This window comes from Bacillus sp. BF2-3, assembly GCF_008368795.1.
GTDB lineage: Bacteria > Bacillota > Bacilli > Bacillales > Bacillaceae_G > Bacillus_A > Bacillus_A cereus.
The window spans coordinates 1-23,306 of sequence record NZ_QOSA01000059.1 but is presented as its reverse complement, the minus strand read 5'-3'; the positions used below and the strand labels follow the sequence as shown (position 1 = coordinate 23,306).

Sequence of the window (23,306 nt, the reverse complement as noted above, 5' to 3'; positions counted from 1 at the left end):
ATAAAAATGAATGAAGTGTTGGCAAAGGGGATAAAAGCAAAAGAGGTTGCTAGAGAGCTTGTGCTTAAATCTACAGAGCAAAAAAACGAAGCACTTTCCGCAATAGCTGATCAGTTAATATTAGAAACAGCTTATATTTTAGAAGAAAACAAGAGGGATATTGAAGAAGGTAAGGCAAAAGGATTTTCTGATTCACTCCTTGATCGTCTTCTGCTAACTGAAAATCGTATTATTGATATGACAGAGGGGATTAAGCAGCTAATTGAATTACGTGATCCTGTAGGAGAATGTGTAAGTGCATGGGAAAGGCCAAATGGACTATCTATTCAGGAGATGCGCGTACCACTTGGTGTTATAGGCATGATTTATGAGGCAAGACCGAATGTAACAGTGGATGCAGCTACAATTTGTTTGAAGACAGGAAACGCAGTCATATTACGTGGTAGTTCTTCTGCTATTCATTCTAATAAGGCCATCGTTGCCGTTATTCACAGAGCGCTCAAACTAACAAGCTTACCTCAAGAAAGCGTACAGCTTATAGAAGATACAACGCGAAATAGCGCGAAGCAGTTGTTTACAATGAAGGATTATCTAGACGTTCTTATTCCAAGAGGTGGCAAACAATTAATCGATACTGTTGTGAGAGAAGCGTCTGTTCCAGTACTTGAAACAGGTGCGGGAAATTGTCATATATTCATTGATGAAACAGCAGATAAACAAATGGCGTTTAATATTATTATAAATGCAAAAACACAGCGTCCATCTGTATGTAATGCAATTGAGACGATTGTACTTCATGAGAATTGGGCAGAGCAATATGGTAGCGAGTTGTTTTCTTCCTTGAAGGAAAGAGGAGTGGAGCTACGTGGTGATAATAAAGCAGTGGCGATTGATTCTTCTATCTTACTTGCGACAGAAGAAGACTGGGAAACTGAGTTTTTATCTCTCACACTAGCAGTGAAAGTGGTTTCCACTGTTGAAGATGCGATTCATCATATAAATACGTATGGATCTATGCATTCTGAAGCAATTATTACTGAAAACGAGGAAAACGTCAGCAAGTTTTTTACTTCTGTAGATGCCGCGGCACTTTATCATAATGCATCGACTCGTTTTACAGATGGATCCGAATTTGGATTCGGAGCGGAAATTGGTATCAGTACACAAAAGTTACACGTAAGAGGACCAATGGGGCTTCCAGCATTAACTTCTACAAAATATGTGATTCGTGGAAATGGGCAAATTCGAAAATAATAATAAAAGACACTCAATTGGCTTGGGTGTCTTTTATTATAAAAATTAATTACCATACAAATAGCCCAACGAGCATAGCACTTAATAAAGAAACAGCCATCCCGCTAACAAGAAGCTTCCAAACATTTTTACCGATGACTGATGATTTTTCTCCGCCAAATAATGAATTGTAAGTTCCGTAAATCATACCTACTGTACTAAAGTTAGCAAAAGAAGCTAGAAATGTCGTTGCAACCGCAACCGTATGCGGTTGTAGCGACTTTAAGTTTGATTTTAAATCCATCATTGCAACAAATTCATTCGTCGTTATTTTGATCCCCATTAATTCAGCTACATACATAGCATCACTGCCTGATAAACCGAGTAAAAATGCAAAAGGACTAAAGATAATGGAGAAGATTTTTTGAATTGTTAACCCCGTTACAAAAAATCCTAAAATCCCATTTAAACATGCTGTTAAAGCTACATAACCAATTACCATAGCTAAAATAACGATAACCATATTCATCCCAACTAACATACTGTTTGAAATAGTAGAAAAGAAATCCTTTTTTTCATGTTTTGAAGGTGTGTAAACAACGTCTTCTTCTTTCGAAACTTCCACAGGATTTAATACATTGGCTAAAATTAATGCGTTAATACAGTTTAATGGGATTGCGCTGAAAATATATGTTGCTGGAACCATTGATAAATAAGCACCAAGAATGGATCCGCTAACGCTACTCATACTCATAATTCCAAAAGTTAATAATCGATTTTCTTTTAAAACAGATAATTGATCACGAACAACCGCAAGTGCTTCGGTGTTTCCTAAAAACATCATTTGAATCGAAAAGAAACTTTCTAACTTTGGTAAACGAGAAATCTTTGAAATAACTGCACCTACTTTATCAATAATCCAAGTTAAGATTCCGAAATAAGAAAGAATATCGAAAAAAGTAATAACAAAAATGATAGGAAGTAACGCACTAAAGAAGAAATCAATGTGCTGACTTTCCATAGCTGAAGGAAATGCAAATCGAATACCTTCATTCGCACATGCTAGTAGCCAACTGAAAAATGACGCAATTTTATTAATGATAATACTGCCGAGCTTTGTGCCTAACATAAACCACGTAATAAAAAGCTCCAATAGGATGAGAATTACAATCGGTCTCCATTTTATATGTTTTTTATTAGGCGAACATAAGAAAATGATTAATATGACAACGAAAATCCCTAACATATTCAATATGAAATGCATGTCAACAACTCCTTGAGAGTTATTATTTGTATATAAAAAAGCATCTATTCTTCCAAATTTGGATTATGATTAGAAGTTATGAAGCATGTAAGTTATGTTAGGAATCAATGTATTTTAATTTGCTTTATTTTGAGCAATCGCAGTAATTATCGAACAATTAGCTGTTTTCAATTGTTTTGTTGGATATTAAACGTATGCGATTTTAAACATCGTTTATTCCGCATTAACGGGCAGTAAGATTTTTACCTCAAAATTCAAGGAAAGCAAAGAAGTGAGGTGGGGATGGGCTGCCCGCAAAATCACGATTGGTAAGAGCTGATTAAAATTTCACTTTATAAATAAGAACGGTGAGTTGGCCATGAACCTTGAAGTTTCCGAAGCTGTATAATTTGTCCTGTATGATAAGCATCATGCAAAAGGATATTCATATATTGTTGCCAAACTGGTAGAGAAGGACTTAGTTGATCTAGTTCTGCTTCTTGAAGGGCGGTTAATGAAGATTGTAAGGCATCATGTACTTGAAGCGTTCGCTTTACGGTTTGCTGCCAAGCGGCATCATCATTAGGTCCACCTTGGATAAACGTCTCATCATTATTTTGTGGAGCAACAAATGTGTCGTCTTCATGTAAACGGGAAAGTAGGCGTTCTTTAAAGATTAATAAATGGTTCACATTTTCCCAAATCGTATTACTGGCAGCACCTTCTGGTTGCCAACATGCTTGTTCAACCGTAAGATTCTTTAACGCTTCTGATATTGGTGGGTACCATTCTTCTTCGTAAAAAACTTGTTGGACTCCATTTTGCAACATTTCTTTTCTTCCCATTCGTATAGCCTCCTGTTCATTTTTCTTAATAAAACCAATTCTCTTTTCTCTTCAATAAACCTTTTCTATAGTTGCACAAGAGGGTGAAAGACAACTTATAACAGAGCCATTAAAAAACTTCTTTTTAATATGATACTTAATAATCAAGGCTTTAATTGAGTCAGAATGAAAAAGAGTATAAACCTTTCTCTATTTGCTCATGGATTAGAGTTTTTTTGAAGTCGCAAAATAATTCTAAAAATATAGAAGGTTAAATTCGATAAAAATAGAATTTGATATATAGCAAACAAGGAGGGGATAAAAATGGAGGTCTATCACATAACGAGTAGAAAGAGGGAAACTTATAACGTTCAAGTGAAATATTCGATACTTTTCGAATGTGCGCTTGGCATTGCAGCAAGTACTCATAAGAGGTTAATTGATACACTTGAAAAGAGTCAAAATGAATGGGAAGAAATTAAGAAATCATTAACAGAAGAAATGAGAGAGCACTTACAATTTGTCGAAGAAAATAATACGTGGAAAGCATTGCTTCAGTTGTTGTATGAAGAAGACATACAGGGTGTATCGCAGTTTCATGCTAAAATCGATTCACTTTCAGAAGAAGATTTGAAGTATATATGTTTACCGTTTTTAGGGGAGAAATATGAGAAAAAAAGACGTTTAGCCGCAAGTAGAGATGGAACTGCAATACATGAACTAAAGGAATTAACACATGATCATCAGTTTTTCTCTACGTACATTCGCTTTATATGTGATGTAGATGTACAAGTGCTGAAATCTCATTTAATCGCTGTAATGACAGGGTGGTATGAGAGTGTAATTAAGAGTGAGGAAGAAGAAATACTTTCTATATTAAAACGAGATTATGAAGCAAAAAATGAAATGAATAAAAAGATGAAGCCGGAAGAGTTTGTCGAGTGGGCGACTGGCGGAGTGAACTATATGCCAGAGCCAAGTGTTCATCACGTACTTCTTATTCCGCAAATGACGTACAGACCGTGGAATATTGAAGCAGATATTGATGATACGAAAGTATTTCATTATCCAGTTGCGAATGAAAGTATTCATCCTGAAGATCCGTATGAACCGAATTATTTTTTAGTTCAAAAATATAAGGCTCTTGGAGATGAAGCGAGATTGCGAATTGTAAAAATGTTGTTTGAAAAAGAACGTACATTACAGGAAATAACGGAAAGATTGCAACTCGGTAAATCGACTGTACACCATCATTTGAAATTGTTACGTGCAGCGAAGTTAGTTGATATACATGACGGAAAATATGTATTAAGAAAGAAAGCAGTACAGTCTTTAGCGAAAGAATTAGATATGTTTTTGAATAGATAATTAACAACGAGAATGTACATAAAGGGAGGAATATAAAAGAAAAGTTGGTGTGTGAAATTGAAAAATATATTGAAAAATCGTTCGTTCTTTTTTATGTGGATTGGTAGTGCAATCTCTGAATTAGGAGGGGCTTTCGGAACGTTATGTAATTCAATTCTAGTATATGAGTTAACAGGATCAGAAATGGCTTTAAGTAGTATGTGGTTATTATATTTCATCCCATCACTCATATTGCAATTAATAAGTGGCCCATTTATTGATAAATGGAGCCGGAAGTGGATTATGATATTTTCACAATGGATACGAGCGTCCGTATTTTTATTACCTTTGGTGATGCTAGTTTCGGGTAGTATAGAAGTTTGGCACATTTATGTTGTTCAAATTGTAGTGGGACTTATTACACCACTTTATACACCTGCAAGTCAAGCAATTACACCGAGCATTGTAGGGAAAGAACAACTTCAAGATGCAAATGCGTACATTGATGGAATGACTCGCCTTATGATGTTTCTTGCGCCAGTATTAGGCGGAGTAGTCATTCATTTGATTGGAACAGAACTTACATTATCTTTCGTATGCATATGTTTATTTGTTAGTGGCACTTTCTTATTTTATATAAAAGAAAATAGAACGTCGCAACCTATTCGGAAAACGTGGCTAGAACAGTTTTTTCACGGTTTTACATATTTTTTCACAAAACCAATCATCGTTTGGCTCGGTATATTTCTTACTTTCGTGCAGTTTGGAGTAGGGGTAACGATGGTCACAAATCTTCCTTATATAAAAGACGAGCTGTCAGCGGGATATGCAGAGTACGGTTATTTCATGGCGGGTTTTCCACTTGGCTACGTAATTGGCTCAGTATTAGTCGGAAAAGTAACATATAAAAGCCGGCGTATACTTATGCTTGGAGGATTGTTTATAGGGGGACTCACATACATTTCATTAGGATTCAATCATAGTATTATCATTGCAATAATAATTGAAGTAATAGCAGGGATTTGTATTGCATTTTTCAATGTTCATAACACGACAATATGCCAACAAACCGTCCCAAATAATATGATAGGACAAGTATTTTCAGTGCGTTTATTTTTTATACGATCCGCTATGCCATTAGGTGTGTTAGTAGGGGGGATATTGAGTGAAATGTGGGGAGTAAGAGCGCTATATGTAATCATCGGTGCAATTATATGTGTTACATCTTTAATAGGGATGTTACTTCCATATTTCAAATTTTTAGATGAGGCGATAGAAAAGAAATCAGCATAATTCAAAAAATTAAAACTTTACAATTGAAAATAATTATCATAATCAATTATAATAGAAGAATACTAGTATTCGTATAACAAAGAGGGAGTGGGATATATGTTTATCGAAACGAAAACATTTACAGTAAAAGAAGGTACATCAAATATAGTTGTAGAACGTTTCACTGGAGAAGGTATTATTGAAAAATTTGAAGGCTTCATCGATTTAAGTGTTCTCGTGAAAAAAGTAAGACGCGGCGACGAAGAAGTTGTCGTAATGATTCGCTGGGAATCTGAAGAAGCATGGAAAAACTGGGAAACAAGTGAAGAACACTTAGCTGGACATAGAGCGGGCCGTGGTAAACCAAAGCCAGATCATATTATTAATGTGGATCATGCAGTTTATTATGTGAAATCATCGAAATCGGCTTATCAACAGTCGTAATATATAAGTAGAGGATACATGTTGTAGAAGCAATCATGTATCCTCTTTTTTATGACTGGGGGGATGGGAATGATAGGAAATCTTTCATTCATTTAAAAAAACGTTCTAGGCTATGGAGAAAAGTATTAGACTTATAAAGCATAGTCTTAGACGGAACGCTTGAATATCTTACCTTTCATATTTAAGTGTTATGAAAATGAGTCTACATACCCTCTGCTTAAAAGGAGATGAGTGAATGAAGTTAAATCATTTGAATTTATGTGTTGATGATTTATCAGAAGCGAGACATTTCTTTGAAACATTTTTTGATTTTCAATTTTTAGAGCAAAAGGGAAAGGCATTATTAGTAATGAGTGATGAGAGTGGATTTATACTGGTGCTAAGCGACCCCAAAGCATTTAAGGGGAATAAGGAAGTGATGTATCCAGAAGCTTTTCATATTGGTTTTTTAGTGGATACTTCAAATGAAGTTGATCAAGCGTATAATCGTTTAGTAGCAGGCGGCATTGAAATAGATAAGGAACCTTATTCGATGCGAGGTAGTAGTTATGGTTTTTATTTTACAGTATTTAATGGCTTATTAATTGAAGTGTCTTGTCTTGATTATAGAGAAGGTAAGAAAGTTTCAAAGCTTAATAGCGATCAACAAGAGTAATCATTTGAAGGTGTATAAAATTTAAGTATGTATCATATTAGAAGACGGATTAAGAAAGTTTCACTGTAAAGTAAAATAGACAGACTAATAAATAGTCTGTCTTTTCACATTAATTCTTCACATCATCATAAAGTTCAAGTGCCTCTTTCACATTCAATCCATTTTTCACAATGCCATGTATTGCTTGGATCATCGCAGCTGGGTGCTCGGATTGCCATATGTTTCGGCCCATGTCTACTCCAATTGCTCCTTCTTGCAATGCATTGTACGTAATGTTTAATGCGTCTTCAATTGAATCTAGTTTTGGGCCGCCCGCGATGACGACTGGGGCAGGGCATGTGCTCGTTATTTTTTCGAATCCTTCGCAGTAATACGTTTTAATAATATCAGCACCCATTTCAACACATACGCGGGAAGCAAGTGCTAGAAAGCGAGCTTCACGTTTTTGTAATTCCTTTGCGACTGCGGTAATGCCGAGTACTGGTAGGCCGTAATCATGAGCTTCAGAAACTACATTTGCGAGATTTGTAACAGTTTGTGTTTCATAGTCTGATCCGACAAAAACAGAAACGCCAACGCCAATTGCGTTTTGCTTCACTGCTTCCTTCACAGGTGTAACAATTGTTTCATTCGCTAAATCTTTACCGACGACAGTAGCGCCACCAGATACACGCATAACCATCGGTGTGTTGCAGTTTTCAGGAATGCAGGAGCTAAGTACACCGCGTGTTAAAAAGAGGGAGTCTGTATAAGGAAGTAAGTTTTTAACTGTTTCAAGTGGTTGTTCTAGTCCGTGAATTGGTCCTAAGAAATAACCGTGATCTATTGCTAACATAACCGCTCTACCATCAGGTAAAATTGTATTTAATCGATTTTTAAATCCCCAAGTCATTCAAAATCACTCCTTCGTTAATGTTGGATTTTCCGTTTGTACCGTATCTTTATTTGGTAAATGTGGTGACTTTATAAAAACAGCTTTAAAAGGTTTGTCAGAATGGTTAATCAGATAGTGAGATTCATGAGGGCGAACTTGCAGGACATCACCTTGTTTAATCGGAACTCTTTCGTTATTTACATAGAAGTCTATTTCACCTTCTAACGCATAAAAAACTTCTTCACACGTTGTATGGTAATGATTTTGAAATTCTTGCCCAGGCTGAATGACAACAAGACCAAGATCAATATTCGGGCCTTGTATTAAATATTTCGGCCCGTTATCACCGAAGCGATAGGAGAAATCATTTTCATTCGCTTTTAACATACAGTTCACTCCTTTATGTAAATGAGTTACAGTGCACCAGGTGCAATCCACATATGTGTTGTAAGTCCTTTATCAGCTAAAGCGAGCTGACTGCTATATACGGTTTTCCATGTTTCATAGAATTCTTTGTATAGCTCGTGATTTTCAGTGATTGGTTCAAATGTATTTTCCCACTGTACAAATTGTTCGGCAGTCTCTTCCATAGATGAATATATGCCAGCACCAACTCCAGCAGCAATCGCAGTTCCTAAAGCAGCTGCTTCTTTCACAACAGGTACTTTTACAGGAATACCGAGTACGTCTGATAGAATTTGTGGCCATAGTTTTCCTTTAGCGGCACCGCCAGCAAAAATAACTTCAGAAGGGAATGTGCCAGTTAGATTTTTTATTAATTTTAAGTTTCCAAGTGTAATGAAGGCTGCATTTTCTTCAATAGCACGAAACAGTTCTTTTTTTCCGCATTTGTCAGCGTCTAAACTTAAATTTAAGAATGAAGGTGCGGCATGACGCCAAGAAATGTAGTTCATAACGTTTGAAAAAGTAGGGATAATGCCATGTGAACCGACAGGTACGTCTTTCGCTTGTTCTTCTAGTAATTCATAAGCATCTACACCAAGTTTATCAGCAAGTTTCTTTTCTTCTTGGCAAAAAGCGTCTCGAAACCAGCGCATAACGAGACCTGGGAAAAAGGCGATTGTTTCATATTGCCATAGGTTCGGAACGACGTGACAATTTACTCGAATCGCAGCATGTGGATCTGTTATTGGCTCAGTAACATTCACTTCTTGTTGCCAAAAGCTACCCCCGCATATTAACGTTTGATTTGGTTTCACGATTCCTGTTCCGAGCGATGCCATTTGAGCATCTCCACCCCCGGCGACGACAGGAATCCCTTCACGTAATCCAGTTAATGCTGCACACTCTTTTGTAACGTTGCCAATTACTGTACCAGCTTCATTTACTGTTGGTGAAAATGGCAAAGATAGACCGCACTCCTTAGCGACATCGTTATCCCACACTCTATTTTGTAAGTCAAAAATACCTGACGTACATCCGTTTGAAGGATCGATTTGCAGCACTCCGCTTAATTTATATAAGATCCAATCGTTTAACATTGTAAAAGAGTGAATAGTATTATAGACGTCGGGTTCATGTTTTTTTATCCAGAGTAGGCGTGGTAAAGCACCTAATGAAAAAGTCTGACCAGACTTTGTATATAAATCTTTTTCAAGATGTGACCGAATTTCTTTTAATTCACTAACTTCGACGGATGCGCGCCCATCAACATTTGCACACGCCCATATTTCTTGCCCATCTTGATCATATAAAACAAATCCTTCTCGCATACTTGTAGCGCTAATAGCAAGAATAGAAGAGGCAGGAGTGTTGTTTTTTTGAAGCACCTCTTTCGTACATTCTTGTACTAGCTTCCAATTTTCTACTACATCAAAGTTCATAGAGCCTGGATAACGAAGGTCAGATTTGTGAATCCATTCTTTTTGACTTACTGCAATTTGATTACCATGTAAATCAAAAAGAACTGCTCGAATGCTCCCTGTACCAGCATCGAAAGCTAATAAATGGGACATTAACAATCACCATCCTTTCGTAATAAGGAGAGGGCAGTTTCCTCATCGGTAATTAATGAATGAATAAACTTTCCTTTTAAGGCACCATAAATTGCATCTATCTTTTCAGTACCTCCAGCAACACCGACGACATGCTTCATATTGCGCAAAATAGAGAGGGGCGTGCCAATTAGACGATTGTGATGCGAGAGTTCTAATAAATCGCCATTTGTATTATAAAACTGTCCTAAAATATCGCCAGCACCGTTTTGACTACGAATATATGTCATCTCACGTAGTGTTAATTTTTCTTCTTTTACAATCGTAGCGTCTTGAGATAATCCCCCAATACCGACAACAGCCGTATGAGCAAGTGAAGCGACTTGAAGCATATCTTTTACACTCGGTTCTGATAGAATACTTTGTGCCATTTCGGTTGTAGACGCTAGAAACGGCGTAGGGATAATGTGAAGTTCGCCTTGCATGTAGTGTAAATAGTTTTGTTTTCTCGGGAGATAGTGATTTACCCCGCCTGTGAGCGTTACGATTGAAAGGTTGATAGAACTTTCAAAATGAATGTTTTCTAGCATTTTGCTAATTGTTTCTCCCCAGCCAATACCGAGTAAATCGCCTTGCTGGAGATGAGTTTCTAAATATTGTGCAGCAGCTTTTCCGAGAGAAGCGTGATAATTGTTTACTGGGGTAGGGATAATAAAAGCATCTTTTAAGTGAAATTTTTTCATTAGGTCACGCTCAATACTTAAACAGTGCAAACCAGTCCCTTTTACGTGAAATGTAACGATACCTTCACTCCGCGCTTTATCTAATAACCGGACGACTTTATTTCTTGAAATATGAAGAAGTGACGCGATCTCCTGTTGTGTTAATTGGTCTTTATAATAGTACCAAGCTACTTTAGTTAATAAATTTTCTTCAAAGTTCAGCTGAGTCATACTCTTCATCCCTTTCAACAATTGACCACAGCTTAAACATATGTACCATATATTTTGTTTATTCCAGTTGAAACGATTAATAGTACGTAGAAAAAAGTGTTCTAGATATAAAAAAAGGAATATACAATGCTACAAAACAAGTAGAACAAATAATCATTTTCTCAAAAAATGTTCTGGATAAAGGCAGGTGACATCATGTGGAGAACGTACCTTTATTACAAGTAAAGAAAATGAGTAAGGCGTTTTTAAATCAACTTGTATTAAAAGAAGTGAACTTACAAGTAGAGCGCGGAGATATATACGCTTTAGTGGGGGGAAATGGCGCCGGGAAATCAACATTAATGAAAATATTAACGGGGTTATATTCGTATGATGATGGAGAGATGTATGTAAAAGGAAGGAAGCAACAGTTTTCAAATCCATCAGAAGCACACCGAAAAGGTATTTATTTAATACCGCAAGAACCACTCATTTTTCCGCATATGACTATTGAAGAAAATATATGTATCGGGTTAAAAGAAAAGAAAAAGAAACTAAAAGTACAGATTCAGCAATTGATTAGCAGCTTAGGATGGGATATTGACCTTAATAAACTAGGAGGAACATTATCGATTGCGCAACAACAGTTAGTAGAAATCGTTAGAGGATTAATAAGAGAAGCTGAGATTCTTATTCTAGATGAGCCAACATCGACATTAACAACACACGAAATTAAGAGTCTTTTTGTGTTGATGAAAAGTTTACAAGAAAAAGGAATTGGGATGATTTATATTACGCATCGTTTTCCAGAAATCTTTGAAATTGCCAACAAAGTAGCAATACTACGTGATGGAATGGTTGTAAGCCAAGGTGATGTATGTGACTATACATATGACATGCTGATGGAGGGACTATTGCCAAAAGGATATAAACAGAAAGAGAAAATAGAAGTAGTTCAAGAGACAGTAAAGACGAAAAAAATATTAGAAGTGGTTGATATAAATGGTCACGCATTCGAAAATATATCATTCACTGTACATGCGGGTGAGGTTGTAGGTGTTGCTGGCATTATAGGATCTGGCAGAACGGAATTAGCAGAAGCGATATTTGGATTGAAAACTATAAAATCAGGGTCTATCTTATTGGGTGGAAAATCAATTGATACGTGTTCTTTGCATAAAAGGCTAGACGAAGGACTAGTTTATGTGCCAGAGGATAGGGCGAGGAATGGAATTTTCTCAATTGCTTCTGTTAAAGAAAATATTGCAGCAGCAAGTTTATATCAAAATAATCGCTTTTTTATAAATCAAGAAAAAGAAAGCGCTTTAGTTAATTCGTTTATAGAACAGTTCCGAATTGTTGTACAGAATATGAATAAAGAACTGGCATCTTTATCAGGAGGTAATCAGCAGAAGGTCGTGCTTGCGAAGTATCTTGCATGTAATCCTAAAATTATTATTCTTGATGAGCCGACTCGCGGAATTGATGCGAAAGCAAGGCTTGAAGTGTATGAGACGATAAAAAAAATGAAAAGGGAAGGACTCGCAATTTTATTAATCTCTTCAGATGTTGAAGAAATTGTCCAATTAGTAAACCGTGTATATGTAATGAGAAATGGGCGATTTGTTTCTCATATGGAAAAAGAACAACTGAGTGTGAATGAAGTTACACGCCTTGCATACGGAGGTGTAGCGGAATGAAACATATGTTAAAAATGCATGAAACGTCTATCATACTGTTACTACTAATTTATATAGCTATTGTAGGAATGATAAACCCTAGTTTTATTCAATTTAACTCGTTATCTTTACTGATGAAATCAAGCGTTATTTTAGTCGTGCTAGCAATCGGTCAATCGTTCGTCTTATTTACGAAAAATATAGATGTATCAGTTGGTTCAAGCATGGGGTTAAGTGCAGCAGTTTGCGGAATGATGTTAACGAATGGGTATAGTACATTCTTGTCGATATTTGTAGCTATTATACTTGGGGCCATTATTGGTTTCGTAAATGGTATTGGAGTTGCGAAGTTTCGGGTACCAGCCATTATTATGACATTAGGCATGTTAGGAATTATTAGAGGTACAATGTTAATTTTCACAGGCGGGAAGTGGATTGAAGATATTCCAAACGATTTTAAGCAGCTGTCATCTATCATCATTCTTGGTTTACCTATAACTGTATGGTTCGTTCTTATTATTTTACTACTACTATACTTCTTTTTAAGAAAAGTGCCATTGGGAAGATACTTTTATGCGGTAGGTGATAATGAAGATGGCGCGAGGCTTATTGGTATACCTGTAAATAAAGTGAAGATATATGCGTTTATGATTTCAGGCATAAGCGCTGCGCTCGCTGGTTGCATATTTGTTATGAATATCGGTTTCGTGCCAAATCAAACAGGTACAGGATTAGAATTACAAGTAATCGCAGCCGCTGTACTAGGAGGAATTCATTTAAAAGGAGGAACAGGATCTTTATTTGGAGCTGCATTAGGAGCGTTATTTTTAGAAACAATAAGTAGCTCACTCGTCTTTTTAAAAATACCAGCATTTTGGAATAATGCTATTTCAGGTTTTTTATTATTACTTATCATCATATTAGATAGTGTTATGAAAAAGTGGAAGGCAGAAAGGAGGATGAATCTATGAAGTATGTATATAGATGGGAAGGGGTTCTAATTGTATTACTTCTTGTAGAATTCATCCTTTTTAGTTTAATAAATAGTGATTTCTTAAATATTAGTAATCTCCTTTTTAGTACAAATGATTTCCTATTTATCGCAATTGCGGCGATACCAATGACTTTTGTTATAGTAACAGGAGGAATTGATGTATCGATCGGCTCAATAATGGGGCTCACTTCAATCTTAATCGGTGTACTTTGGATGAACGGAATACCTATTTTGTTTGTTGTTATAATCGCCCTAATAATTAGTTGTTTAGCAGGCGCTTTAAACGGACTCATTATAAAAATGACGGATGTAGAACCACTCGTCGTTACACTCGGAACGATGTTTTTATACGGGGGAATTGCCCTCGTCATTTCAGGAGGGGCAGGTGCTTCTGGGTACGAGGGAATAAGCGGTTTACCTGACACATTTGTACAACTGGCAAACGGTAGTTTTATAGGAATACCGAATTTATTATGGCTACTGATCGTATTAACAGTTTTATGTACTGTATTATTTCACCGAACTATATACGGGCGCCATGTAAAATTAACAGGTGCGAACGAAAATACAGCAAAATACACCGGGATTAAAACGAAAAAAGTAGTCATTATTGCTTACATACTTTCAGGGTTAGGAGGTGGATTAGGAGGCGCTTTCTTAACTGCCTACTTCGGTTCCGCACGTGCTGATATGGGAAGTGAAACAATTTTACCAATCATTACAGCAGTCGTCTTAGGCGGTACACTTATTACAGGCGGAAAAGGAAGCATTATTGGTACTGTACTGGCGAGTATTTTCATTGGGCTCATGCAGTATGGCTTGCAAATGACGGGTTTAACAAATGAACAATCCAATGTAGTAATAGGTATTATCCTTATTCTTTCAGTTATTATGAGACATTTCAAATTACATCAATTCTTAGCGGAGAAAAGAAAGAATTTGCATAAGGGGGAAATGTCATGAAGAGAAAACTGGGGATTGTATTGATTGTATGTATTTGTTTAATCGGTTTGATTGCGTGTTCTAGCCAAACAGCAGATAAGAAAAAGGTTGATGATGTGAAATTTGCATTTATTCCGAAATTAACAGGAGTTGGTTTCTTCACATCGGGTGGTGAAGGGGCAAAAGAGATGGGAGATAAGTTAGGCGTGCAAGTGAAGTATGATGGACCGTCTGAAGCGAGTGTTTCAGGGCAAGTTAAATATATAAACAATTTCATTAATCAAAACTATGATGCGATTATGGTTTCATCTACGTCAGTGGATGGGTTATCGCAATCACTGCAACGTGCTAAGAAAAAAGGGATGACGGTGTTAACATGGGATTCTGATGTGAATCCGAAAGATCGTTCTTTTTATATCAGCCAAGGAACACCAGACCAACTTGCTAATTTATTAATAGAAATGACTTCAAAGCAAATTGGAGATAAAGGAAAAGTAGCCTTCTTTTATTCTAGCCCGACAGTAACGGATCAAAACCAATGGGTAACGAAAGCGAAAGAAATTATTAAAAAGAAATATCCGAACTGGGAAATTGTAACGACGCAGTACGGTGAAAATAATGCGCAAAAGTCTTTGTCAGTAGGAGAGAATATTTTAAAAACGTATCCTGATATTAATGCAGTCATTTGTCCAGATGCAACGGCACTTCCGGCAATGGCACAAGCAGCTGAAAATTTAAAAATGGATAAAAAGGTTGTCGTAACTGGCTTCTCTACACCAAACGTTATGCGTGATTACGTAAAACGAGGAACAGTAGCACAATTTGGTTTATGGGATGTAAAACAACAAGGTGCTCTCGCAACGTATGTAGCAAATGAAATTGTTGTAAAAGGGAAGAAGTTAAAAGTAGGGGATAGCTTCGAAGTAAAAGGAATTGGAAAAGTGAAGGTAGAGCCAAACTCCATTCAAGGATATGATTATGAGGCAGAAGGGAATGGAATTATCGTATTACCAGAACGAGTTGTATTTACGAAAGATAATATTGATAAGTATAATTTTTAGTAGACAAAAAAACGTCCGAATATATCGGACGTTTTTTTATTTCTTCATTAATTATGAACAGTTTCTTTTTCGTTTAATCCAAGTGTACGACCAGTAGAAGTGTGAAGATCTTGGAACAATCTTGGATTTTCAGTTAGTGAAATGCCATATGAAGGAATCATTTCTTTTATTTTTTCTTCCCATTCTATCATGCGGCTTGGGAAACATTTTTCTAATACTTCAAGCATGACGTGAACAGCAGTAGAAGCACCTGGTGATGCGCCTAGTAATGCGGCGATTGAGCCGTCAGCTGCACTTACTACTTCTGTACCAAATTGAAGTGTCCCTTTACCACCAGCATCAGTATCTTTAATTACTTGTACACGTTGCCCAGCAACTACAATATCCCAATCTTCACTTTTCGCGTTCGGAATGAATTCGCGTAATTCTTCCATACGTTTTTCATGTGATAACATAACTTGCTGAATTAAGTATTTTGTAAGTCCCATTTCTTTTACACCAGCGGCTAACATCGTTAAGACGTTATTCGGTTTTACAGAACCGATTAAGTCAAGATTTGAACCTGTTTTTAAGAATTTAGGTGAGAAGCCTGCGAATGGTCCAAACAGTAAAGCTTTTTTATTGTCTATATATCTCGTATCTAGATGAGGTACAGACATTGGCGGAGCACCAACCTTAGCTTTACCGTACACTTTCGCATGATGTTGCTCTACAACTTTTTGGTTTTTACATACCATAAATAGTCCACTTACCGGGAATCCACCGATATGTTTTGATTCAGGGATACCAGTCTTTTGAAGTAGAGGTAGGCTACCGCCACCGCCGCCAATAAAGACGAATTTAGCAGTATGATGCTCAATTTTACCACTATTCATATCGTGTACTTTTACTTCCCACAAACCATTTTTCGTGCGCTTAATATTTTCGACACTATGCTTGTAGTTTAGCTCGACATTTTTTGTTTTTAAGTAATCAAATAACATACGTGTTAATGCACCGAAGTTAACATCTGTTCCAGAGTCAATCTTCGTTGCCGCCATCGGTTCATTAGATGTGCGGCCTTCCATAATGAGTGGAAGCCATTTTTTTAATGTTTCAGGAGCATCAGAAAATTCCATTCCTTGAAACAGTGGATTTTTTGAAAGCGCTTCAAAACGGTTTTTTAGAAACTCAACATTTTTTTCCCCTTGTACTAAACTCATATGAGGTAGTGGCATAATAAAATCTTGTGGATTACGAATTAATTTGCTCTTTACAAGATATGCCCAAAATTGTCTTGAAAGCTGGAATTGCTCATTCACTTTTACAGCCTTACTAATATCTATAGATCCGTCAGCTTTTTCGGAAGTATAGTTCAGTTCGCATAGCGCAGAATGCCCTGTACCTGCATTATTCCATTCGTTAGAGCTTTCTTCCCCGGCACTTGCGAGTTTTTCAAAAACTTTAATTTCCCATTCTGGTGCTAATTCTTTTAGTAATGAGCCTAACGTTGCACTCATAATTCCTGCACCAATTAAGATAACGTCTGTTTTTTGCTGCATGTTGCTCATGATAATCTCTCCATCCCCTATATTGGCAAAAAAGTGTAGGTGTTTTCTATGTCTAAGCCGTAAAAGAGAAACACCGCCTAGGCCCCACCTAGGTGTATACCTTTTTTGTCTCAATTATATAACCATCTCATACTCTATTATAATAATTAATAGACTAAAATATCTAGTGTTATCTGATAATTTTAAACTATTTAACGTTTTATTCGCTAAAAATCTTATTTAACAAGCTCTTTTAAGGTGATAAATAGAAAAAAATTACAGTTTGAAATTATCTCGAAAAAGCTTACGTATCCTTAAGTGACTAAATCGAGTACCTTTTTATAGGATTATTCTTTCTATAATGGTAAGATTATTCTGAAAAATAAAAAGGAGGGACTCTAATGTGTACAAAAGAACAAATTTCAAACTTATTTCGAAACTTTTCAATAAAGGAATGTAAAGGGTCAAGTGATTTATATGAATATTTATCAATGAAAATTGCTGAAGATGAGGAAGTACTTACACTATCGTCCTATGCTCAGGTAGGTCAACCAGTCCCAAACTTACTATTAGGTGCAGTACATTATTTATTGCTAGCAGGGAAAGAACATCATTTAAAAACGTATTATAGTAGTTTAGTTGAAAATGCTGATACAAATTTAGATAAAGCTTTTAATCATTTTAAAGATTTCTGTAAAGAGTACCGAGAAGAAATCATTACTTTGTTACAAACGAAACTGGTTCAAACAAATGAAGTAAGACGGTGCGCATACTTATACCCAAGTTTCTGCTACATATTTAACAAAGTGAAGAAGCCGTTAGCGTTAATTGAAATTGGGACAAGTTCTGGGTTGCAACTGTTCTGGGACCAATATAGTTATTCGTACGGGACGGATGAAATGTACGGAAATATAAATTCAAATGTGCATGTAACTTCTGAAATAAGAGGGGAAAATGTGCCGCATTTTCTAAAAGAAAGCCCATCTGTCGTAGAAAGAATTGGACTGGACTTACATGTGAATGATTTACATAATGAGGAAGATTATTTATGGTTACGTGCTTTAATTTGGCCAGAACATAAAGAAAGGCTTGAGATGTTTGATCAAGCTGCATCTTTAGTGAAAAATGAATCTGTCCAATTAATAGAAGGAGACGGTGTAGAGCTATTATCATCTATTATTGAACAAATAAGTGAAGAAGCTGTTATTTGTATTTTCCATACACATGTTGCAAATCAAATACCAGAACAAGTAAAACATAAGTTAGAAAAACAAATACAAGAAATTGGCGCAAAACGTGATGTATTCCACCTGTATAACAACATGTGGGATCGTGACCTTCATATTGATTATTATATTAACGGAAACGAATATCGTGAAACGGTTGGAGAAACAGAAGGGCACGGGAGATGGTTTAGCTGGAAGATTGGAAATGAGACGATTTGTTAATATTTGAGAAATTTTTATTTTCAAGAAATTAGATAATGAAATTCCAGAAAATGAAAGTAACTAGTTACTTTCATTTTTCTTTTGTGATAATATGTTAGTAATTACTTACTTACATATTGAATGGAGGAATATAGATGGGGAAATTAACAGCACGAGAAAAAGTTATGGAAGCTGCTACTTTATTATTCGGGGAAAAGGGGTATACAGCGACAACCATTCGTGAAGTGGCAGAAAAAGCAGGAGTAAGCGAATTAACGATATTCCGTAATTTTAAAAATAAGGAAAATCTTTTTAGGGAGAGTATTATTTTACGGACGACACCAGTTGCTTTGCTAGAGGAAATAGAAGAGCAATTTACTGGTGATTTACATAAGGACCTTACGAAAGTGGCGGAAACATATATTCAAACCAATTTACCAAAGCTAAATTATATTTGGGCTGCATTAATAGAATCAAGACAAAATAGTGAGATGAAAGCATTACTACATGAGTTGAATTCACATCTAGTGAATCACTTAGAAAAATATTTAAAGCAACTTGGTGAGAAGGGACACATTTCTACCTGTAATTACCGTTTGATAGCGAATATGTTTTATGGACAATTGTTTTTATACATTATGAATGTAAGTATATCGGAAGAAGAAATTCAATTAGAAGAGTATATAGAGACATGTGTAAGTTTATTTGTGAGTGGCATTTTAAATCAATAAAACGAATAAGGGTGGCAGAAATGAGGAATAAATTTGCATTAATAGCTTTAATTGCAGGATTTTTTATGGCGATTTTAGATTCAAATATTGTGAATATCACATTACCAGAAATGACAAAGACATTTCATACTTCAATTGATACAATTTCTTGGGTTGCTAATACTTATAATGTTGCCTTTGTATCGTGTTTATTAATTGCAGCACGTCTGGCGGATCAGTTTGGTCGCAAGAAGCTATATATTATTGGTTTATTGGGATTTTCTATTAGTTCGTTTATGTGTGGTATAGCCACTTCTTTTCATACATTAGTAGCTTTTAGGATAATACAAGGAATTTCCGCAGCAGTTATCGTACCAGTTGCTATGCCGCTAGGTCTTAATTTAGTACCGAGAGAGAAACAAGGTATGATAGGAGGCATCATGGGAGCTTTTGGGGGATTAGCAGCGGCAATTGGCCCTTCACTTGGAGGCATTTTAACTGACAAATTGAATTGGAGCTGGGTGTTCTTTATTAATGTTCCAGTTGGTATATTATCTTTCATCTTCGTGATTCTTTGTATTAAGGAATCCTATGATCATGCTGCAAGCTCTAAAATAGATTGGGCAGGTATGATTACTTCTGCATCTGCACTATGCTTACTTGTATATGCACTCATACAAGTAAATACAAACCATTTAAGCACGATAAGCTTAATACTTCTTTTTATGCTCTCACTCATAGGTTTTATATTATTTTTTATCATTGAAAAGAAAAGTGAAAATCCAATGTTGCCATTAAAGTTATTCACAAATAAAGAGTTTTCAATTTCGAATTTTTCTTTATTCTTTGTTGGAATGGGATTAATGAACTTTTTGTTTATACTTGCTTTTTATTTCGTTCAAGTAGAAGGTATGTCTGAATTACAGTCAGGTTTAATAATTAGCACACTAGCGATTGTTTCAATGCTTGTTACAGTAATCGTAACACCAATTGCAGCAAATCGGGGAAGCTCATTAGTAGGTAGTATAGGGCTATTAACATTTATCGTAGCATCATATTTATTTAGTCAAATAGATTCAAATTTTACTACATGGGATTATATTTGGCGATTAATAATCGTTGGGATTGGAACTGGGTGCACATTAGCACCGTATACAACAACAGCAGTTTTAAGTGTACCGATTGAAAAGTCAGGTGTTGCTGCAAGTGTATGTAATATTTCTAGAACAGTTGGAAGTATTGTTGGGGTAGCAATACTGGTGATGTTTCTGAATCATCAGTTGTTAGTTGAAAAAGAGAAGATAAATAGGGAAGTAGTGACGGTGATTAAAAAAAGTGATTTGTCAAATTTAGAAAGGGAAAAAGTATTGCAAGCAATAAATAAAAAACAACAGATAGTATTAAAAACTGATGAGGAGAGCAAGATTTACAAACAACTAAAGGAGAAATATAAGCAAGGAATTATTCGTAGTTATAATGAAGTGTTTCTAATGGGTAGTATTATCTTTTTTATCGCTTTTGCTTTTAATATAGGAAGAGTAATTATAAGTAAAAAGAGAAGTAAAAGAGTAATATCTTATAATCCTTAATATTATTATGTAAACAAAAGAGTCTTTATACTAAACTGCTAAATAAACAATATAAAATGAATGTTTATTTAGCAGTTTGAAAAAATATTTAAACAGTTAAAAAAGCGGAATACTTTGCGGAAAGTTAAAGACATTTTTCGGATCATATTTCGCTTTTACTTTCATTAATCGGTCAAAGTTGCAACTGAAGTATGCATCTGGCCAATTTTTAATGGATAGGTCAGGCGTATTAACGTAGACACCTTTTGTAAATGGAAGCATCGCTAAGCGGAAGTCTTCAACCCATCGAATACTTCCAGCGGCACCTTCTGGTTGCTCCCAAGTAGCGAATATTGACATGTTTGATAGTGCTTTTCGGTAAAAGTAAGCAGTTGCCTCATTTGGCACCTCAGCAACAGCACCGCCTAATCCGTGGAAAAATACGGAGGTGGTGGAAAAGGGTAAGTTAAATCGTAATTTCTATTTGATTGCCTTCTGGATCGCCTATTACACTTTCATAATAGCCATCTCCAGTAAAACGTGGTCCATTTAATAAAGGATAACCAGCATCTTTTATCACCTTTGTCAGTTCATTCACACGTTCTTCACTACCGACAGAAAAAGCCATATGAGCATAGCCAGTTATGTTTAAATTAGGCTTATTTTCAATCCCTTTTTTACGCATAAGTTCAAGTCTTGCTCCAGATTCGAACGTAATAAAATAAGATTCAAATTGTTTCGTTTTATTATAATATAAAGAGTTTGCTTTACCATTAAAGTATTTCATATAAAAATCACGCATACATTCTAAGTCATTTGCCCAAATTGCAATATGTTCAATTTTCATAGGTTTCACCAATCCTATCTGTATCAATTAGGCTTCCACTGTATTAAATTTGCATTGCAACAATTTTGCTTCGCTATTAAAGCTAGTTGTTAATTTTTGATTATGTACGTACATACAATATGTAATTAAGTGAATGACCATCATAGTAATTACAGAAAAGGGTGAATGAAGCTTATGAATCAATTTGAGCAAATGATGTACGTTGGTGTCATCATGTCTATTGTACTATCCGTAATGATTTTAGGGTCCTTATATTATAATCCACGACTTTCTTTAACTGATTATCCGAAAGATATTCAAAAAGTAGTTTTTCCAAAATCGATTCATGAAAAAAAGCAAACCATTTATTTTAATATTGTATATAATACTATTCTTTTCGGTAGTCCTTTCGTTTCTACATATATACTACATAAGCATGAAAAGTTAATGTATATGGATGCCTATTTACACACTTTTGGTATTTTAATGATTTTCAATTTAGTAGATTTACTTATAATTGATTGGCTAATTTTTTGCTGGATTACTCCAAGGTTTGTTGTGATTCCTAGTACGGAAGGTATGAAAGGATATAAAGATTATAAGTTTCATTTAAGAGGGGCTATAGTCGCTACTCAAATTTTAGCAATCGTAAGTTTATTTTTGGCGGGAATTGCCACAACTATTTAGTGTGAAGAAGGGCATGGAGCTTTTATAAAAGATAAGGAGATTTATAATATATAGAATTAGAAATAAGAATTTGTTAGTATTGAAGTGAGGATTTTTAATAACAGTATATTAAGCCGTATTAATATACTGTTGCAAATGTTTTGATATTATGTAAAATTATACAATTTTACGGAGGCATTTGATAAAATTCAAAAAAATTTAATGGAGGCTAATATGAAAAAAGTAATTGGCGCAGCAACAGCAACTGTTTTTGGATTAGGAGCGTTTACCACAACTGCTACCGCAGAAACAATCGTAACAGCAGATGTACTTAACGTACGTGAAAAACCGACTACAGAATCAAAAGTGGTCGAAAAAGTAAAGAATGGGCAAGAGTTAAAAGTCATAAATACCGAAGATGGCTGGTCAAAAATTGAGTTGAATGGTAAAGAAGTGTTTGTAAGTTCGGAGTTTACAAAAGATGTATATCATGTAACGGCGAATTTGTTAAATGTACGTACTGAAGCAAACACGGATTCAGAAATTCTTGGCAGACTAAAAAAAGATGATGTAATTGAATCAACGCATCAAGTAAAAGACGGATGGCTGCAATTTGAGTATAAAGGAAAAACTGCTTATGCAAACGTTTCTTTCCTATCAAGTACAGCACCAACTGAAAAGAAAACTGAAGAGAAAACGAAGCAAGTAGCGAAAGTACAAAAATCAGTTAAAGAAAAGAAAGAAATAAAGACGCAGAAAGTAGCAAAAGCGAAAGAAACAACGAAAGCACAAGAAATAGTAAAGCCTAAAGAAGAGGCAAAAGTAGTAAAAGTTAAAGAAGAAGAGAAAGCGCAAGAAATGGTAAAACCTAAAGAAGAGGCAAAAATTAAAGAAGAAGTAAAAGTTAAAGAAGAAGAAAAAGCGCAAGAAATAGCAAAGGCTAAAGAAGAGGCAAAAATTAAAGAAGAAGTAAAAGTTAAAGAAGAAGAGAAAGCGCAAGAAATAGTAAAGGCTAAAGAAGAAGTAAAAGCTAAAGAAGAAGAGAAAGCGCAAGAAATAGTAAAGGCTAAAGAAGAAGTAAAAGTTAAAGAAGAAGAAAAAGCAAAAGAAATAGCAAAAGCTAAA

At 35.5% G+C, this 23,306-nt stretch carries 23 protein-coding genes; 14 read left to right on the top strand and 9 right to left on the bottom strand.

Annotation, left to right across the window (positions count from 1 at the left end; genetic code table 11):
* The first annotated feature begins 6 nt into the window (after positions 1 to 6).
* Positions 7 to 1,254 carry a glutamate-5-semialdehyde dehydrogenase gene (locus DN401_RS29055; RefSeq protein ID WP_001006608.1) on the top strand — a complete coding sequence of 416 codons (1,248 nt, stop codon included), beginning with the start codon at positions 7 to 9 and terminating at the stop codon, positions 1,252 to 1,254.
* Between the two features lie 49 nt (positions 1,255 to 1,303).
* On the opposite strand, the gene DN401_RS29050 is transcribed toward DN401_RS29055, so the two are convergent.
* Both DN401_RS29050 and DN401_RS29045 read right to left on the bottom strand, forming a co-directional pair.
* Complete coding sequence (locus DN401_RS29050) at positions 1,304 to 2,497, bottom strand: NupC/NupG family nucleoside CNT transporter (protein WP_000545479.1); 1,194 nt, start codon at positions 2,495 to 2,497, stop codon at positions 1,304 to 1,306.
* A gap of 332 nt (positions 2,498 to 2,829) precedes the next feature.
* Entirely contained in the window at positions 2,830 to 3,321 is a 492-nt protein-coding gene (locus DN401_RS29045; protein WP_000532733.1) for a DinB family protein, read from the bottom strand.
* 303 nt (positions 3,322 to 3,624) lie between these two features.
* Between DN401_RS29045 and DN401_RS29040 the strand changes: the two genes are divergently transcribed.
* The 4 genes from DN401_RS29040 (at position 3,625) to DN401_RS29025 (ending at position 7,018) form a co-directional block, all read left to right on the top strand.
* Positions 3,625 to 4,668, top strand: coding sequence for an ArsR/SmtB family transcription factor (locus DN401_RS29040; RefSeq protein WP_149288117.1), 1,044 nt, complete (start codon positions 3,625 to 3,627; stop codon positions 4,666 to 4,668).
* A 51-nt stretch (positions 4,669 to 4,719) separates the two neighbouring features.
* Complete coding sequence (locus tag DN401_RS29035; RefSeq protein ID WP_000769173.1) at positions 4,720 to 5,940, top strand: MFS transporter; 1,221 nt, start codon at positions 4,720 to 4,722, stop codon at positions 5,938 to 5,940.
* 96 nt (positions 5,941 to 6,036) lie between these two features.
* On the top strand, positions 6,037 to 6,363 hold the full coding sequence (gene hmoA, locus DN401_RS29030) for a heme-degrading monooxygenase HmoA (protein WP_000469498.1): 327 nt from the start codon (positions 6,037 to 6,039) through the stop codon (positions 6,361 to 6,363).
* Between the two features lie 235 nt (positions 6,364 to 6,598).
* A complete protein-coding gene (locus DN401_RS29025; RefSeq protein ID WP_000773073.1) occupies positions 6,599 to 7,018 on the top strand; it encodes a VOC family protein in 420 nt (139 codons plus the stop codon).
* Positions 7,019 to 7,127: 109 nt separating this feature from the next.
* Here the strand turns inward: DN401_RS29025 and lsrF are convergent, their stop codons facing one another.
* From lsrF to DN401_RS29005, 4 genes are read right to left on the bottom strand one after another with little or no spacing between them, the layout of a single operon-like run.
* Positions 7,128 to 7,910, bottom strand: a complete 783-nt coding sequence (gene lsrF / locus DN401_RS29020) for a 3-hydroxy-5-phosphonooxypentane-2,4-dione thiolase (RefSeq protein WP_000219765.1) — start codon at positions 7,908 to 7,910, stop codon at positions 7,128 to 7,130.
* A gap of 6 nt (positions 7,911 to 7,916) precedes the next feature.
* Complete coding sequence (locus DN401_RS29015; RefSeq protein ID WP_000909986.1) at positions 7,917 to 8,279, bottom strand: cupin domain-containing protein; 363 nt, start codon at positions 8,277 to 8,279, stop codon at positions 7,917 to 7,919.
* A gap of 26 nt (positions 8,280 to 8,305) precedes the next feature.
* A complete protein-coding gene (gene lsrK / locus DN401_RS29010; RefSeq protein ID WP_000018808.1) occupies positions 8,306 to 9,868 on the bottom strand; it encodes an autoinducer-2 kinase in 1,563 nt (520 codons plus the stop codon).
* Complete coding sequence (locus DN401_RS29005; protein ID WP_000192709.1) at positions 9,868 to 10,800, bottom strand: sugar-binding transcriptional regulator; 933 nt, start codon at positions 10,798 to 10,800, stop codon at positions 9,868 to 9,870. Before DN401_RS29005 ends, lsrK begins: the two co-directional genes overlap by 1 nt.
* Positions 10,801 to 10,997: 197 nt before the next feature.
* On the opposite strand from DN401_RS29005, the gene DN401_RS29000 reads away from it, so the two are divergent.
* Genes DN401_RS29000 through lsrB form a run of 4 tightly spaced genes read left to right on the top strand, consistent with a single transcriptional unit; the run spans position 10,998 to position 15,455 of the window.
* Positions 10,998 to 12,479, top strand: coding sequence for a sugar ABC transporter ATP-binding protein (locus DN401_RS29000; RefSeq protein WP_000432617.1), 1,482 nt, complete (start codon positions 10,998 to 11,000; stop codon positions 12,477 to 12,479).
* Complete coding sequence (locus tag DN401_RS28995; RefSeq protein WP_000682147.1) at positions 12,476 to 13,429, top strand: ABC transporter permease subunit; 954 nt, start codon at positions 12,476 to 12,478, stop codon at positions 13,427 to 13,429. The genes DN401_RS29000 and DN401_RS28995 overlap by 4 nt, the downstream gene beginning before the upstream one ends.
* Positions 13,426 to 14,415, top strand: a complete 990-nt coding sequence (locus DN401_RS28990) for an ABC transporter permease (RefSeq protein WP_137396539.1) — start codon at positions 13,426 to 13,428, stop codon at positions 14,413 to 14,415. Before DN401_RS28995 ends, DN401_RS28990 begins: the two co-directional genes overlap by 4 nt.
* Entirely contained in the window at positions 14,412 to 15,455 is a 1,044-nt protein-coding gene (lsrB, locus tag DN401_RS28985) for an autoinducer 2 ABC transporter substrate-binding protein LsrB (protein ID WP_000823660.1), read from the top strand. Before DN401_RS28990 ends, lsrB begins: the two co-directional genes overlap by 4 nt.
* Positions 15,456 to 15,502: 47 nt before the next feature.
* On the opposite strand, the gene DN401_RS28980 is transcribed toward lsrB, so the two are convergent.
* The gene (locus tag DN401_RS28980; RefSeq protein ID WP_000069137.1) at positions 15,503 to 17,005 is read right to left on the bottom strand and encodes a malate:quinone oxidoreductase; all 1,503 of its coding nucleotides are present in this window, start codon (positions 17,003 to 17,005) and stop codon (positions 15,503 to 15,505) included.
* Between the two features lie 380 nt (positions 17,006 to 17,385).
* On the opposite strand from DN401_RS28980, the gene DN401_RS28975 reads away from it, so the two are divergent.
* The 3 genes from DN401_RS28975 (at position 17,386) to DN401_RS28965 (ending at position 20,710) form a co-directional block, all read left to right on the top strand.
* Positions 17,386 to 18,432: a DUF2332 domain-containing protein gene (locus tag DN401_RS28975; protein ID WP_098213095.1), complete on the top strand. Its 1,047-nt coding sequence runs from the start codon at positions 17,386 to 17,388 to the stop codon at positions 18,430 to 18,432.
* 134 nt (positions 18,433 to 18,566) lie between these two features.
* On the top strand, positions 18,567 to 19,142 hold the full coding sequence (locus DN401_RS28970; RefSeq protein WP_000517411.1) for a TetR/AcrR family transcriptional regulator: 576 nt from the start codon (positions 18,567 to 18,569) through the stop codon (positions 19,140 to 19,142).
* Positions 19,143 to 19,162: 20 nt separating this feature from the next.
* Positions 19,163 to 20,710, top strand: a complete 1,548-nt coding sequence (locus DN401_RS28965; protein WP_001244610.1) for an MFS transporter — start codon at positions 19,163 to 19,165, stop codon at positions 20,708 to 20,710.
* Positions 20,711 to 20,806: 96 nt separating this feature from the next.
* On the opposite strand, the gene DN401_RS28960 is transcribed toward DN401_RS28965, so the two are convergent.
* Positions 20,807 to 21,097, bottom strand: coding sequence for a BBE domain-containing protein (locus DN401_RS28960; protein WP_002025969.1), 291 nt, complete (start codon positions 21,095 to 21,097; stop codon positions 20,807 to 20,809).
* Positions 21,098 to 21,155: 58 nt separating this feature from the next.
* Positions 21,156 to 21,536, bottom strand: coding sequence for a VOC family protein (locus DN401_RS28955; protein ID WP_000687529.1), 381 nt, complete (start codon positions 21,534 to 21,536; stop codon positions 21,156 to 21,158).
* A 174-nt stretch (positions 21,537 to 21,710) separates the two neighbouring features.
* On the opposite strand from DN401_RS28955, the gene DN401_RS28950 reads away from it, so the two are divergent.
* Together DN401_RS28950 and DN401_RS28945 are read left to right on the top strand one after the other, a co-directional pair.
* Positions 21,711 to 22,202, top strand: coding sequence for a hypothetical protein (locus DN401_RS28950; protein WP_001071240.1), 492 nt, complete (start codon positions 21,711 to 21,713; stop codon positions 22,200 to 22,202).
* A gap of 213 nt (positions 22,203 to 22,415) precedes the next feature.
* Positions 22,416 to 23,306, top strand: an 891-nt coding sequence (locus DN401_RS28945) for an SH3 domain-containing protein (RefSeq protein ID WP_255481550.1), incomplete at its 3' end; no start/stop codon positions are given.